A 14,665-nucleotide genomic window follows, 5' to 3' on the forward strand; every position below is an offset into this window, starting at 1 on the left:
TGGTGGGCGATACCAGATTCGAACTGATGACCCCCTCCTTGTAAGGGAGATGCTCTACCAACTGAGCTAATCGCCCGTCGTGATGGAGTCGCATTATAGGGATAGTTCAAGATGAGTCAACGCTTTTTCTAGGGAAAAATATCGTTCGTCTCAAAATTAAACAAACGTGAAATAATTATCATCACTTAGGGTACGGTTTAAGCAGATATGCTGACTTTTCTCAACAACATCCCGCTAACAGCATTGAGGAATTAAAGTGCAGTGATAAAATACCTCCCCACTTTATCACTTTAAATCACCAATAATGTTCATTGAAAAGTGAAATGTAATTAAGGCAATCCCCAATGCGTAAAATTAAAACCCGTTTTGCACCTAGCCCAACTGGCTATCTCCACGTTGGTGGTGCACGCACCGCACTTTATTCCTGGTTATTCAGCCGCCATAATAAAGGCGAATTTGTGTTGCGTATCGAAGATACTGACCTTGAACGCTCAACTCAGGAAGCCATTGATGCCATTATGGACGGTATGAACTGGTTAAATCTGAATTGGGATGAAGGCCCTTTTTATCAAACAAAACGTTTTGATCGTTACAACCAAGTCATTGATCAAATGTTAGAACAAGGATCTGCTTACTACTGCTATTGTTCTAAAGATCGTTTGGAAGAATTGCGCGAAACTCAGATGGCCAATGGCGAAAAACCCCGTTATGACGGTCATTGCCGTGATAGTCAATGTCAGCATAACCCAGATCAACCCCATGTTGTTCGTTTCCGCAATCCACAGGCAGGCTCTGTTATTTTTAACGATAGTATCCGTGGCCCAATTGAATTCAGTAACCAAGAACTTGATGATCTGATTATCCGCCGAACCGATGGCTCACCAACCTATAATTTCTGTGTGGTTATTGATGATTGGGATATGGAAATTACCCATGTAATTCGCGGTGAAGACCATATCAATAATACACCTCGTCAAATCAATATCCTGAAAGCTCTGGGAGCTCCAGTTCCAGAGTATGCGCACGTTTCAATGATTTTAGGCGATGATGGCAAAAAACTGTCCAAACGCCACGGAGCTGTCAGCGTTATGCAATACCGCGATGATGGCTACCTACCAGAAGCACTGTTGAATTATCTGGTTCGTCTAGGTTGGTCGCACGGAGATCAAGAGATTTTTAGTCTTGAAGAGATGACCGGGTTTTTCAGTCTTGATGCTATCAATAAATCTGCTAGTGCATTCAATACAGAAAAACTGCAATGGTTAAACCATCATTACATTAATACTCTCCCCCCAGAGAAAGTTGCCGTTCATCTGGCATGGCATATTGAGCAGCAAGGTATTGATACCCATAGTGGCCCACAACTGGTTGATCTGATTAAATTATTGGGTGAACGCTGCAAGACTCTGAAAGAAATGGCTGAATCTTGCCGCTACTTTTATGAAGATTTTGCAGAATTTGATGCAGATGCAGCAAAGAAACATTTGCGTCCAGTTGCCCGTCAACCTCTTGAAGTTGCTCATTCAAAGCTGGCTTCAATTACTCACTGGACAGTAGAAAATGTTCATCATGCTATTCAATCTACAGCCGATGAACTGGAAGTTGGTATGGGTAAAGTCGGTATGCCGCTGCGCGTGGCTGCCACCGGTGCCGGACAGTCTCCTGGTTTAGATGTAACTATTCATGCTATCGGGCAAACCCGCACTCTATCTCGCATTAATCAAGCTCTGGAGTTCATTGCTCAGCGTGAAACCCAACAGTAATTAATGCAACAAAGGCATCACTAACTCTATATACCCGTTATCTTTCAAGTTGCCTCTTTGTTGGCTGCACTCACCCCGGTCACATAGTTCTCTATGCTCCCGGGGATTCGCTCCCTTGCCGTCGCGATGCATCTTGAAATCCATAGGGTATAGTGATGTTTTTCTTTCCTAAAAAAGTTTTTATTGAACTGATCACTTTATCCATCGAATCATACTCCCTAAAATACTTTCTCTCTCACTGCAACCCATTGCCTAACCTTTATTTTATCGATGTATCACAAAACTGATGGCTTTTTCAACGCTTGCTCTGAGAATGATAAGTTAGCCGTTGACAGTATTTGCTGGGTTTCATATTATGCGCCCCGTTCCATTAATTTTGATAAGTATACAAAGCTCAGCTGGGAGAGCGCTTGCATGGCATGCAAGAGGTCAGCGGTTCGATCCCGCTTAGCTCCACCAAATTCTTTCATCAAAGTAAAGGATTTGGTACCGAAATTAGGAAAAAACCACAATCGTGGGGCTATAGCTCAGCTGGGAGAGCGCTTGCATGGCATGCAAGAGGTCAGCGGTTCGATCCCGCTTAGCTCCACCAAAATTATCAGGCCCTGAAAGCCATATGCTTTCAGGGCCTTTTGCTTATCACAGTTTATCTCTACCATTAATAACCCCTTACTTTGGCTGACCTTTCTTCAATGGTTTCACCAGTGAATCTAATCCTTCTATTTTTATTGCCAAAGTTATCTCCATCAGTGCACCTAATTTGCCTTGTGGAAATTCACCCTTACGGGAGAACCACAATAAGTACTCTTCTGGTAAGTCAATAAGTGCCCGACCTTTATATTTACCAAATGGCATAGAAGTATTAGCAATTTCTATCAAATTTTCTTTTTCCATAACTTACATGTATATAAGGGGAAATATGTGAAAGGAAAACTGCACCATTATGATGCAATATTCCACGATAAAACGTTATTCTTTTATAGCACCAAACCTGCAATAGCTGCGGATAGAAAACTAACAAGAGTTGAACCAAACAGGAGTTTCAAACCAAAGCGTGAAACCACATTACCCTGTTTCTCATCTAAGCCCTTAATCGCACCTGCAACAATCCCAATTGAAGAGAAATTAGCAAAGGAAACCAGGAATACCGACAAAATCCCCTGTGAACGCGGAGAAAGTTCTGTCACAATTGATTGCAAACTGTGCATAGCCACAAATTCGTTAGAAACCAATTTAGTTGCCATGATACTGCCGACCTGTAATGCTTCATCAGCTGGGATACCAACCACCCAAGCAAATGGATAAAACACATAACCCAACGTTTCCTGGAAATCCTTATCAAAAATCATGCTAAACAACGCGTTAATAGCCGCAATCAGAGCAATGAAACCAATCAACATCGCAGCGACAATCAATGCTACCTTAAAACCAGCTAAAATATATTCACCTAGCATTTCGAAGAAACTTTGACCTTCGTGAAGATTATTCATCTGAATATCTTCTTCACTGTCAACAGCATACGGGTTAATGAGTGACAAAATGATAAAAGTGCTAAACATATTAAGCACCAGTGCCGCCACAACATATTTAGGCTCCAAAATTGTCATGTAAGCACCAACTATCGACATAGAAACCGTTGACATTGCAGTCGCTGCCATTGTGTACATTCGACGCTCAGACATTTTGCCCAGTACATCTTTATAGGCAATAAAATTTTCAGACTGACCCAGTATCAAAGAACTGACCGCATTAAATGATTCTAATTTACCCATGCCGTTGACTTTAGACAGTAGAGTACCGATAACTCGGATGACGATTGGTAACACTTGGATATGCTGCAAAATACCAATCAATGCGGAAATAAAGATAATCGGACACAATACATTCAGAAAAAAGAATGCCAGTTTTGCATCCATCATGCCGCCAAAAATGAATTCAGTCCCTTCACCCGCAAATTTCAGTAATTGCTCAAACAAACCAGCAAATCCCATAACAAATTCCTGACCAACACCAGAATTCAGGAAAAACCACGCCAGAACAAGCTCAATAACAAGCAACTGAATAATATAGCGAGGACGAATCCCTTTACGGTTACTACTCGCCAGAATAGCAAGACCACCAATAACAACCAGAGCTAAAAGAAAATGCAGGATCTGAGACATATCATACTCCAAACATGAGAAAGCTAGTTTATAAATGCATTCTATGTAATAAGAGTCAACAAAATGTGATAAATATCACGCAAAATTGAAATAATTCGTATCTTAAGCCTTTGTTTAGTAGGGTTGATCACATTTTTAGCTGAATCGTATAAACCAGATTTAAAAACACCTCATCGCACATTACGAATTATTGAGAAACCTCACAATAATTCGTATGCAAACAAAAAATTATTCACCCAATAAACGGATCATTTCCTCTTCATCAATGACCGCAATATTTAGCTCATTAGCCTTAGCTAATTTTGAACCCGCAGCTTCACCAGCGATCACCAAATCTGTTTTTTTAGAAACACTACCGGTAACTTTTGCCCCGAGCGCAACAAGTTTATCTTTGGCTTCATCTCTGGATAGCTGATGCAATGAACCAGTAAGTACAATTGTTTTACCTGCAAATGGGCTGTTAATCTTCTCAGCCCTTGTCACGACAACCGGTTCCCAGTTAATTCCTATATTATCAATCAGATCATCAATAACTTTTTGATTATGAGGTTCATTGAAGAAGTGGACTACATGCTTCGCCACCACTTCACCAACATCTTGAACTTCTTTCAACGTTTCTTCATCAGCAATACGTAATTTATTCAGATCACCAAAATAAGCGGCCAGGTTAGCTGCGGTCGCTTCCCCAACTTCACGGATACCCAAAGCATAAAGAAAACGGGCAAATGTAGTTTTCTTTGCTTTTTCCAATGCTTCTACCACATTTTGAGCAGATTTCGGCCCCATGCGATCAAGCCCGGTTAATTTACCCGCCGTAAGCCTGAAAAGATCTGCTGGGGTTTCGACATATTCTTTATCCACCAGTTGGTCAATAATTTTTTCTCCCATACCGTCGACATCCATCGCACGCCGGGAAACAAAGTGTCTAAGCGCTTCTTTACGCTGAGCACCACAGACTAAACCACCAGTACAACGTGCTACAGCTTCCCCTTCAATCTTCTCAATATCTGCCCCACATACTGGACAATGTTCAGGGAACATCACTTCATCACTGTCCTGCAACCTTCTGTCCCCCACAACACCGACAACCTGTGGAATAACATCACCTGCACGACGGATAATAACAGTATCGCCAATACGCAAACCTAAACGTTCAATCTCATCCGCATTATGTAATGTTGCATTACTAACCGTCACTCCAGAAACCTGCACAGGTTCTAAACGCGCTACCGGTGTAATTGCACCAGTACGACCAACTTGAAACTCAATATCGCGAACAATCGTCATTTGTTCCTGAGCCGGAAATTTGAATGCCGTTGCCCAACGTGGCGCACGAGCGACAAAGCCCAGCGTTTCCTGTAATTTCAGCGAATCCACTTTAATAACAACACCATCAATATCAAATCCCAACGTTGAGCGCCGACTTTCAATATTTTTGTAAAAATCAATAACTTGTCTGCTATCAGTACAGATTTTAACTTTATCGCTGACCGGTAATCCCCACTTTTTAAACTGCATTAATCGCTCATAATGACTGGCTGGTAATTCTCCCCCTTCCAAAACACCAACACCATAACAGAGGAAAACCAGTGGGCGTTTAGCGGTAATGCGAGGATCAAGCTGACGTAGAGAGCCAGCCGCAGCATTACGTGGGTTAGCAAATATTTTTGCACCTGTGCGACGGGCCTCTTCATTCAGCTTCTCAAACCCTTTTTGTGGCATAAAAACTTCACCACGGACTTCAATACGAGTAGGAATATTTTCTCCAATCAAACGCAACGGAACCGCGTTAATCGTTCGTACATTCGATGTAATGTTTTCTCCCGTTGTTCCATCGCCACGGGTCGCCGCTCGCACCAGTTCACCATTTTCATACAACAGACTAACAGCCAAACCATCCAGTTTTAGTTCACAGCAAACGACTAAATCCTGAGTATCCTTCAAGCGATCACGAACCCGCTTATCAAACGCCAAATAACTCTCCTCATCGAACACGTTATCCAATGACAGCATAGGAATTTCATGGCGGACTTGCTCAAAAGCAGTCAGAGGAGCGGCACCAATCCGCTGGGTCGGTGAGTCAGATGTAATCAGTTCAGGATGTTGTTCTTCAAGAGCCTTCAGTTCCTGCATTAACCGATCATATTCTGCATCAGGGATCTCTGGCGTATCCATGACGTGATACAGATATTCATGATGGCGCAATGTTTTTCTGAGATTTTCTATTTGTTGAGCAGTTGATTTCATAACTTATAGCCAGCGATAAAAAGCCCCCGGCTGGCGGGGGCTTGAATGTTCGATAAGTTGATTATACCTGAGCATCGAGTGTGCTGCGAATACGAGCCTTATATAATTCGATTTTTTGCGGAGTTAACATTTTACGTTCATCATCAAGCACCACTCCTCCAACATCGGAAGCAATGCGCTGGGCCGCCTGCAACATCAGCTTAAAATTCTGATTCGATTCTCCGTAAGAGGGTACCATCATAAACATAGAAACCCCTGGAGTGGTAAAATCAATCATCGCTTCAGGATTAAATGAACCTGGCTTCACCATATTAGCAAGACTAAATAACACCGGACCACTGCCTGATGGATTTAAGTGACGATGAAAAATCTGCATTTCGCCAAACTGGAAACCAGATTGCAAAATGCTTTGCAACAGGAGTTCACCATTTAATACCTGGCCTTGATGTGCTGACACGTGAAGAACCAAAACAATTTCTTTCAATTTGTTCTGCGCTTCTTCTGTGTTACTTCCCTCTTTTGCCACTTCCTGAGACTTTTCTTCCGCCACAGGGGTATTTTTCTCAAACTCATCCAATTCTTCTGATTCAAACAGTCCAAGCTGCGGTTCCTGCTCTTCTGGTACTGTTTTCCTAGTTGTCGCTTCAGACTGACGCCCAACCAGTAGCGGATCATTACTCTCTTCAGGAACCACAGCATCAATTGACTGACGGCGCTCAATCACCGGTTCAGCTTTATGTTCCTGATAGGGTTTCACTTGCTTATGGGCGTAAGGCTTTTGTTGATTGTCGAACACTTCATCTTCGCTGTCATCGACAAAATTATTCTGACGATCATGTTTATGACGTTTAACTGGGCGATCACGAAAAAGCGAAGAACGCTCTTTACGGCTGGTCCACAACCCATGTAACAGCAAAGCTATTATTGCCATCGCACCAACAATGATTAATATCAGACGCAAATCCTGCATCATTGCTATCTCTGTTGTTTAAATTAATATGCCACCACGGCAGAACATTTTCTGTATTAACTCTATTTGTCAAATAACACAAGTGCAAGCTTATACACACTTTTCTTCTCAGAAACATGCCTGACAAGCATTTTTTGCGTTTTTTTTGTACAGAATTAGGCTAGTCAGTCGAAAATCCTGCCTATATGATAGCGTTTCAATCATATAGAAGAGAATAGGAAGTATGCTTAATTTGACAAAACCGCCCAAAAATTTGAGCGGCTTTCAATATTTGATGAAAGGTTGCAGATTAATTACCCGACGAGGCATCAAAAGATTCGTTCTATTGCCCTTGCTAGCAAATATTTTGTTACTTGGTGGCTCATTCTGGTGGCTCTACCAGAAACTCGGAAACTGGATCCACTGGATATTGGACAAAGTACCAGATTGGATGCAATGGCTGAGTTATATTTTATGGCCGCTGGCAGTGATTTCCATTCTGCTAATTTTTACTTATTTCTTCAGCATGATAGCAAATTTTATCGCCGCACCATTTAATGGCTTACTGGCAGAAAAGCTGGAAGCGGATTTAACCGGGATCCCGGCACCAGATACAGGAGTTATAGACCTGGTAAAAGATGTTCCGCGTACCCTAAAACGGGAATTAGCAAAACTGCTCTATTATATCCCACGCGCTCTGCTATTATTGCTTCTCTATTTTATTCCTGCTATTGGGCAAATTGTCGCACCTGTTATCTGGTTTATTTTCAGTGCCTGGATGTTGTCGATTCAATATTGTGATTATCCATTCGATAACCACAAAGTCAGTTTTCCCACAATGCGTAAGGCCCTCAGCCAAAATAAAGTAGATAATCTGCAATTTGGTGCCATGGTGAGTATTTTAACAATGATCCCTATTGTCAACTTGGTGGTTATGCCAATCGCAGTATGCGCTGCCACTGCGATGTGGGTAGATTGTTACCGCGATAAGCATGCAACTCATATTATGCAAAAATATTAATTTAAAGTTATTCTTTTAGACGATAAGAATATATTTAATCTATATTTCCATAAATTGGTTGCTGTCGTATTATTAACCGGATATCACCAAAGATATCACTAAAGGGAGTTGAAAAACGAGTATGAGTAAAATTTATGAAGATAATTCTTTAACTATTGGTCGTACCCCGTTAGTTCGCTTAAAACACTTTGGTAATGGACGTATTCTGGCAAAAGTGGAATCCCGTAACCCCAGCTTTAGTGTGAAGTGTCGTATCGGTTCTAACATGATTTGGGATGCTGAAAAGCGCGGTATCCTGCAACCAGGAAAAGAGCTGGTAGAACCAACGAGCGGCAATACAGGGATAGCTCTTGCTTACGTTGCTGCCGCTCGCGGCTACAAATTAACCCTGACTATGCCCGAAACCATGAGTATTGAGCGTCGTAAGCTACTGAAAGCACTGGGAGCAAATTTAGTGCTGACTGAAGGCGCTAAAGGTATGAAAGGTGCCATTGAGAAAGCTAATGAAATTCAGGCGAGCGATCCCGATCGCTATATCATTCTGCAACAGTTCAGTAATCCAGCAAACCCAGAAATTCACGAAAAAACCACTGGCCCAGAAATCTGGGAAGATACAGATGGTGAAGTAGACGTATTTGTTACTGGCGTCGGTACTGGTGGTACACTAACAGGTGTCGCCCGTTATCTCAAAAACACCAAAGGTAAAAATATTACCGCGGTTGCAGTAGAACCCGAAGACTCTCCAGTCATTAGTCAAACTTTGGCCGGTGAAGAAATAAAACCAGGCCCACATAAAATTCAAGGTATTGGCGCCGGTTTTATCCCGGACAACCTTGATCTAAAACTGGTTGATCGAGTTTTCAAAATCAGTAACGAAGAAGCTATCAAAACTGCCCGTGAAATCACGAAGAAAGAAGGTATTCTGGCTGGTATTTCTTCTGGTGCGACCGTTGCAGCTGCCGTGAAGCTTTCTCAGGAACCAGAATATCAAGATAAAAATATCGTTGTCGTTCTGGCTTCATCAGGTGAACGTTATTTGAGCAGCGTACTGTTTGCTGACTTATCCGATGAATAAAAGTATCTGAGTAAATTACTTAGTTTTATTGATAAAAAAGCACCTAAATGGTGCTTTTTCTGTGTAGTAGATCAAATTTTTACACTTTGCTAGATGATTTCTTACAATGGGTTTAGTATTTAACCAATAATAATTATTTCGATGCTCGAAATTAATTAACAGAAGTAGTAGTTTCGGTTAAGGAGTTCTACGATCTATCTTTACTTCAAACTACCAATCAGAAGCATCGGAAAAAACAATCTTTTGATAATGAATACCCAAGTTAAGATTTACCTACTACACATAGTCTTAGCTTAACAGCAGAAATCTAAGTTATTGAGGAAACGTTATGTTCCAGCAAGAAGTCACTATTACCGCGCCAAATGGCCTACACACCCGCCCCGCTGCACAGTTTGTTAAAGAAGCAAAAAGCTTCACCTCCGACATTACGCTGACTTCCGGCGGTAAAACTGCCAGTGCAAAGAGCCTGTTTAAACTGCAAACTCTAGGACTGACTCAAGGTACCGTTGTGACCATTTCTGCTGAAGGTGAAGATGAGCAAAAAGCAATTGAACACCTGGTTAAATTGATGGCAGAACTGGAATAACAACCAGCTAACCACAAAGCCAGCCAAGATTCAGACGCTATGAATAAACCGATATTTACTTAGCCGTCTTCCATCCCCGGATAAACCTTTATCTGGGGATATCAGTTTAAATGCATGCCCTAAAACAGCAAACCACTGGCTGGCTCTTCTAAAAAATAATTATTAGTAGTTAGGTAACATTATGATTTCAGGCATTTTAGTATCACCAGGCATCGCTTTCGGTAAGGCTCTATTACTGAAAGAAGACCCCATCATTATTAATCAAACAAAAATCAACCGAGAACAAGTCGAACAAGAAATCTCCCATTTCAAACAAGGTCGTGAAAAAGCCTCATCCCAATTAGAAATAATCAAGAACACAGCAGAAAAAAACCTTGGAGAAGAAAAAGCTGAAATCTTCGAAGGACACATCATGCTGCTGGAAGATGAAGAGCTTGAACAAGAAATTATTTCATTAATCAAAAATGAGTTCAAAACTGCGGATGCTGCGGTTTATTCCGTTATTGAAACGCAGGCTCATGCCCTCGAGGAACTGGATGACGAATACCTGAAAGAACGGGCAACAGATGTGCGAGATATCGGTAAACGCCTCCTGAAAAACATTCTAGGTATGCCTATTGTCGATCTTGGTTCAATTGCAGAAGAAGTCATTCTGGTTGCCAGTGACCTGACTCCCTCTGAAACTGCACAGCTCAATCTGGAAAAAGTGCTTGGTTTCATTACTGATTTTGGTGGCCGCACTTCCCACACATCAATCATGGCTCGCTCTCTCGAACTGCCAGCGATTGTAGGTACCACCCATGCAACAACAGAAATCCAGAATGGCGATTACCTAATCCTGGACGCGGTAAATAACCATATTTATGTTAATCCATCCGATACAGACATTGAACAGCTAAAAAAAACTAAAAATGAATATCTGACGGAAAAAGCTGAGCTTGCAAAACTGAAAGACCTGCCAGCCATTACACTTGATGGCCATCAGGTTGAAGTCTGCGCCAATATCGGCACCGTTCGGGATGTTGCCGGTGCTGAACGTAATGGTGCCGAAGGTGTCGGTTTATACCGCACAGAATTTTTATTTATGGATCGTGATTCACTGCCAACAGAGGAAGAACAATTCCAGGCTTATAAAGCCGTTGCTGAGGCAATGGGCAGTCAAGCAGTTATCATACGCACGATGGATATCGGCGGTGATAAAGATCTCCCCTATATGAACCTACCGAAAGAAGAGAACCCCTTCCTCGGTTGGCGTGCAATTCGCATTTGCCTTGATCGAAAAGAGATCTTACATTCTCAGTTACGTGCTATTTTACGTGCATCTGCTTTCGGTAAATTACGTATTATGTTTCCAATGATTATTTCTGTAGAAGAAGTACAGGAGCTGAAAGCAGAACTTGAATTACTGAAAGGTCAATTACGTGAAGAAGGCAAAAAATTCGATGAAGCAATTGAAGTGGGTGTGATGATAGAAACACCAGCCTCAGCGGTTATTGCTCGTCACCTGGCAAAAGAAGTTGACTTTTTCAGTATTGGGACAAACGATTTAACTCAGTATACTCTCGCTGTAGACCGCGGTAACGAGTTGATTTCTCATCTTTATAACCCGATGCTACCAGCAGTATTGAGCCTGATTAAGCAAACCATTGATGCTTCACACGCTGAAGGTAAATGGACGGGGATGTGTGGTGAGCTTGCAGGTGATGAACGTGCTACACTATTGTTATTAGGTATGGGGCTAGATGAGTTCAGTATGAGTGCGATTTCTATTCCTGGCATCAAAAAAATCATTCGTAATACTCGTTACGAAGATGCAAAGGCACTGGCTGAGCAGGCCCTTTCTCAGCCGACTGCTCGGGGATTGATGGAGTTAGTTGATACCTTCATCAAAGAAAAAACACTTTGCTGATAATATTCGGTTAAGACGCCGCGGTCCAGTATAAACAATTAGGAGAAGATTCATGGGTCTGTTTGATAAACTGAAATCTCTGGTTTCAGATGATAAAAAAAACAGCGGCACTATTGAAATAATCGCGCCTTTGTCTGGTGAGATTGTCAATATTGAAGATGTTCCAGATGTTGTTTTCGCCGAGAAAATTGTCGGTGATGGTATCGCTATAAAACCTGCTGGCAATAAGATAGTTGCACCAGTTGATGGAACTATTGGTAAAATCTTTGAAACCAACCATGCGTTTTCTATCGAATCGGACAGCGGTATTGAGCTATTTGTCCACTTTGGTATAGATACGGTTGAGCTTAAAGGTGAAGGCTTTAAGCGCATTGCTGAAGAAGGCCAGCGTGTGCAGAAAGGAGATTTAGTTTTGGAATTTGATCTTAAACTCCTCGAAGAAAGGGCGAAATCAACTCTAACACCTGTTGTTATTTCCAACATGGATGAAATTAAAGAATTATCCAAACTGAATGGCTCTGTCACTGTTGGAGAAACCCCCATCATGCGGATTAAAAAGTAGCAATACTTTTATTCAATATAAAAATACCATGTTCATCTTAAAAAACAGCCGACAACTGCGGCTGTTTTTTCACCCCGTTATTTAACTTATCCAACCTTCCCATTTGATAATCAGGTAATGTGGGCAGCGTTTACCTTCTTGGAGATATTACTTTTTCCTCTACTTATTCTAATCTTTTGATATCTGCCAACATAACAGAGCTCATGCTGCCTACTGTGTTCTTCTTTTCAGTCCATGATATAAATTCAGAATGACACTGACGGATATTTTAATCAGATTAATTAAATACCCCGGTAGAAAGATATCTGTCACCGCGATCACAGATAATTGTAACAATTACAGCGCCCGGATTCTGTGCTGCTACTTTTAATGCGCCAGCGATAGCACCACCAGAACTAACCCCACAAAAAATTCCTTCTTTCTGAGCTAATAGACACATGGTATCTTCAGCTTCCTTCTGATTAATATCCAGCACCTGATCCACCAGCTCCTTCTGAAAAATACCCGGCAGATAGGCTGGCGACCAACGACGAATACCTGGGATATGGCTATTTTCAGCTGGTTGTAATCCAATAACTTGCACACTATCAGACTGACTTTTCAAATAACGACTAACACCGGTAATGGTCCCCGTTGTTCCCATACTGGAAACAAAATGTGTAATACGCCCTCCTGTCTGTTGCCAAATTTCTGGTCCTGTAGTGGTAAAATGTGCTAACGGATTATCCGGGTTATTGAATTGATCAAGAACCTTACCTTCACCATTGCGCTCCATTTGTTGCGCTAAATCACGTGCACCTTCCATGCCCAATTCTTTACTCACCAAAATCAGCTCTGCGCCATAAGCGCGCATAGAAGCCTGACGTTCAAGACTCATATTGTCAGGCATCAATAATTTAAGCTGATAACCTTTTACCGCCGAGATCATTGCCAACGCAATACCTGTATTTCCACTAGTTGCTTCAATTAATACGTCACCAGGAGAAATTTCACCTCGTAATTCAGCCTGCTGAATCATTGACAGTGCTGCTCTGTCTTTTATTGAACCAGCTGGGTTATTACCTTCAAGTTTTATCCATATTTCCACCCCCAACTGATCGGTCATTCGTTGTAATTTTACCAGCGGGGTATTACCTATAAAGTGTTCCAAGCTTGCCACAGCTATTACCTAATTTTTATTTAATAGAAAATCGAAATAACCATATTCAGAAATATATCACAAGACTTTAAATAAAAAATGCTCATCTCTTGGCAGTAAAGAGATGAGCAAATGGTACCAACCAAAATTTAAATTATTATCAAGCGGTCTGGGCTAAACTAAGGGCTTGCAGTTGTTTATCACCAGCATATAAACGTGCTCCAGTACCACCAATAAAATAACGGCTTCCCCTCGCCGGTACTGAGGCTTCATCAAACCAAATAATAGCAACTGGCTCCTGATGCCAACCCAGAGGCTGAACAGAAAGCTGCCAAAAATGCCCACGAGGGCTGACCTCAGTCACCTGTACAGGCAATGGGCTAGATGGTGTAGGCTGCGGATTCATCATGACTTCCCACGGACGCAGGAAGACATCAACTCCCCCCTGATGGATTGGTGTCACATTGAGGGGCAAGTGTTGCCCACCAATCAAAAGCTGGGAACCTTTAATTTCACCACGAAAATGGTTAACCTCCCCCAAGAACTCCATGACGAAACGACTTGCCGGATAACGCCATACCTCTTGTGGCGTACCTACTTGTTCAATATTACCTTGGCTCATGACGACAACCCGATCAGCTACTTCCATCGCTTCTTCCTGATCATGAGTTACAAAAACGCTGGTAAATTTCAATTCTTCATGGAGCCGACGCAACCAACGACGCAATTCCATTCTTACCTGAGCATCCAATGCACCAAATGGCTCATCCAGTAACAAAATTTGTGGTTCAACAGCCAGTGCCCTTGCCAGTGCTACCCGCTGCTTTTGTCCACCAGAAAGCTGCGACGGATAACGTTCAGCAAGATGAGTCAATTGCACCATTTCCAATAACTTCATCACATTACGACGAATAGAAACCGTATCAGGACGCTTGCGTCGCGGAAGTACTGTCAATCCGAAGGCAACGTTATCAAATACGGTCATATGCCGAAACAACACATAATGCTGAAATACAAATCCAACCTGCCGTTCTTTAGCATGCATTTGGCTAACATCCTGTCCGTGAAAACTCAGTTTTCCCGCAGTCTGTTGCTCCAGACCAGCAATAATCCTTAGCAAAGTTGTTTTACCGGAGCCTGACGGACCAAGCAGAGCAACCATTTCCCCGGAAAAAATATTCAGAGTGATATCGCTCAGAACCTGAGTGCGACCAAAATATTTACTGATATTGTTAATTTCAATACTCATATCC

At 42.0% G+C, this 14,665-nt stretch carries 12 protein-coding genes and 2 tRNA genes; 7 read left to right on the forward strand and 7 right to left on the reverse strand.

What is annotated here, in order from left to right:
- Positions 1-76 (reverse strand) — tRNA-Val (locus BO26_RS20455).
- A gap of 268 nt (positions 77-344) precedes the next feature.
- On the opposite strand from BO26_RS20455, the gene gltX reads away from it, so the two are divergent.
- Positions 345-1,763 (forward strand): glutamate--tRNA ligase, encoded by a 1,419-nt coding sequence (gltX, locus tag BO26_RS20460; protein ID WP_036774702.1) that lies wholly within the window; start codon positions 345-347, stop codon positions 1,761-1,763.
- A gap of 516 nt (positions 1,764-2,279) precedes the next feature.
- Positions 2,280-2,355, forward strand: a tRNA-Ala gene (locus tag BO26_RS20465).
- A gap of 77 nt (positions 2,356-2,432) precedes the next feature.
- On the opposite strand, the gene BO26_RS20470 is transcribed toward BO26_RS20465, so the two are convergent.
- The 4 genes from BO26_RS20470 to zipA all read right to left on the reverse strand — a co-directional run bounded on the left by BO26_RS20470 (position 2,433) and on the right by zipA (position 7,145).
- The gene (locus BO26_RS20470; RefSeq protein WP_036774703.1) at positions 2,433-2,657 is read right to left on the reverse strand and encodes a DUF3820 family protein; all 225 of its coding nucleotides are present in this window, start codon (positions 2,655-2,657) and stop codon (positions 2,433-2,435) included.
- Positions 2,658-2,740: 83 nt separating this feature from the next.
- Positions 2,741-3,925 (reverse strand): NupC/NupG family nucleoside CNT transporter, encoded by a 1,185-nt coding sequence (locus tag BO26_RS20475; RefSeq protein ID WP_036774705.1) that lies wholly within the window; start codon positions 3,923-3,925, stop codon positions 2,741-2,743.
- 228 nt (positions 3,926-4,153) lie between these two features.
- The gene (gene ligA / locus BO26_RS20480; RefSeq protein ID WP_036774706.1) at positions 4,154-6,172 is read right to left on the reverse strand and encodes an NAD-dependent DNA ligase LigA; all 2,019 of its coding nucleotides are present in this window, start codon (positions 6,170-6,172) and stop codon (positions 4,154-4,156) included.
- Positions 6,173-6,233: 61 nt separating this feature from the next.
- On the reverse strand, positions 6,234-7,145 hold the full coding sequence (gene zipA / locus BO26_RS20485; RefSeq protein WP_036774708.1) for a cell division protein ZipA: 912 nt from the start codon (positions 7,143-7,145) through the stop codon (positions 6,234-6,236).
- A gap of 220 nt (positions 7,146-7,365) precedes the next feature.
- On the opposite strand from zipA, the gene cysZ reads away from it, so the two are divergent.
- The 5 genes from cysZ (at position 7,366) to crr (ending at position 12,274) form a co-directional block, all read left to right on the forward strand.
- On the forward strand, positions 7,366-8,142 hold the full coding sequence (gene cysZ, locus BO26_RS20490; RefSeq protein ID WP_036774709.1) for a sulfate transporter CysZ: 777 nt from the start codon (positions 7,366-7,368) through the stop codon (positions 8,140-8,142).
- Between the two features lie 121 nt (positions 8,143-8,263).
- Positions 8,264-9,217 (forward strand): cysteine synthase A, encoded by a 954-nt coding sequence (gene cysK, locus BO26_RS20495; RefSeq protein ID WP_036774711.1) that lies wholly within the window; start codon positions 8,264-8,266, stop codon positions 9,215-9,217.
- Positions 9,218-9,545: 328 nt separating this feature from the next.
- Positions 9,546-9,803 (forward strand): phosphocarrier protein Hpr, encoded by a 258-nt coding sequence (ptsH, locus tag BO26_RS20500; protein WP_015833549.1) that lies wholly within the window; start codon positions 9,546-9,548, stop codon positions 9,801-9,803.
- Positions 9,804-9,984: 181 nt separating this feature from the next.
- The gene (gene ptsI, locus BO26_RS20505) at positions 9,985-11,712 is read left to right on the forward strand and encodes a phosphoenolpyruvate-protein phosphotransferase PtsI (RefSeq protein WP_036774712.1); all 1,728 of its coding nucleotides are present in this window, start codon (positions 9,985-9,987) and stop codon (positions 11,710-11,712) included.
- 52 nt (positions 11,713-11,764) lie between these two features.
- Positions 11,765-12,274: a PTS glucose transporter subunit IIA gene (gene crr / locus BO26_RS20510; protein ID WP_036774714.1), complete on the forward strand. Its 510-nt coding sequence runs from the start codon at positions 11,765-11,767 to the stop codon at positions 12,272-12,274.
- Between the two features lie 277 nt (positions 12,275-12,551).
- Here crr and cysM read toward each other — a convergent pair whose 3' ends face one another.
- Both cysM and cysA read right to left on the reverse strand, forming a co-directional pair.
- Positions 12,552-13,433 carry a cysteine synthase CysM gene (gene cysM, locus BO26_RS20515; RefSeq protein ID WP_036774715.1) on the reverse strand — a complete coding sequence of 294 codons (882 nt, stop codon included), beginning with the start codon at positions 13,431-13,433 and terminating at the stop codon, positions 12,552-12,554.
- A gap of 139 nt (positions 13,434-13,572) precedes the next feature.
- Positions 13,573-14,661 (reverse strand): sulfate/thiosulfate ABC transporter ATP-binding protein CysA, encoded by a 1,089-nt coding sequence (gene cysA / locus BO26_RS20520; protein WP_036774768.1) that lies wholly within the window; start codon positions 14,659-14,661, stop codon positions 13,573-13,575.
- Positions 14,662-14,665 lie beyond the last annotated feature (4 nt).

The organism is Photorhabdus australis DSM 17609 (assembly GCF_000711895.1).
GTDB classification, from domain to species: domain Bacteria; phylum Pseudomonadota; class Gammaproteobacteria; order Enterobacterales; family Enterobacteriaceae; genus Photorhabdus; species Photorhabdus australis.

What these genes read in the sequence shown, in the direction of transcription:
- cysZ (WP_036774709.1), top strand. Translation starts at nt 7,366, where the DNA reads ATGCTTAATTTGACAAAACCGCCCAAAAATTTGAGCGGCTTTCAATAT.
- cysK (WP_036774711.1), top strand. Translation starts at nt 8,264, where the DNA reads ATGAGTAAAATTTATGAAGATAATTCTTTAACTATTGGTCGTACCCCG.
- gltX (WP_036774702.1), top strand. Translation starts at nt 345, where the DNA reads ATGCGTAAAATTAAAACCCGTTTTGCACCTAGCCCAACTGGCTATCTC.
- BO26_RS20475 (WP_036774705.1), bottom strand. Translation starts at nt 3,925, where the DNA reads ATGTCTCAGATCCTGCATTTTCTTTTAGCTCTGGTTGTTATTGGTGGT.
- ligA (WP_036774706.1), bottom strand. Translation starts at nt 6,172, where the DNA reads ATGAAATCAACTGCTCAACAAATAGAAAATCTCAGAAAAACATTGCGC.
- ptsH (WP_015833549.1), top strand. Translation starts at nt 9,546, where the DNA reads ATGTTCCAGCAAGAAGTCACTATTACCGCGCCAAATGGCCTACACACC.
- cysA (WP_036774768.1), bottom strand. Translation starts at nt 14,661, where the DNA reads ATGAGTATTGAAATTAACAATATCAGTAAATATTTTGGTCGCACTCAG.
- BO26_RS20470 (WP_036774703.1), bottom strand. Translation starts at nt 2,657, where the DNA reads ATGGAAAAAGAAAATTTGATAGAAATTGCTAATACTTCTATGCCATTT.
- zipA (WP_036774708.1), bottom strand. Translation starts at nt 7,145, where the DNA reads ATGATGCAGGATTTGCGTCTGATATTAATCATTGTTGGTGCGATGGCA.
- ptsI (WP_036774712.1), top strand. Translation starts at nt 9,985, where the DNA reads ATGATTTCAGGCATTTTAGTATCACCAGGCATCGCTTTCGGTAAGGCT.
- crr (WP_036774714.1), top strand. Translation starts at nt 11,765, where the DNA reads ATGGGTCTGTTTGATAAACTGAAATCTCTGGTTTCAGATGATAAAAAA.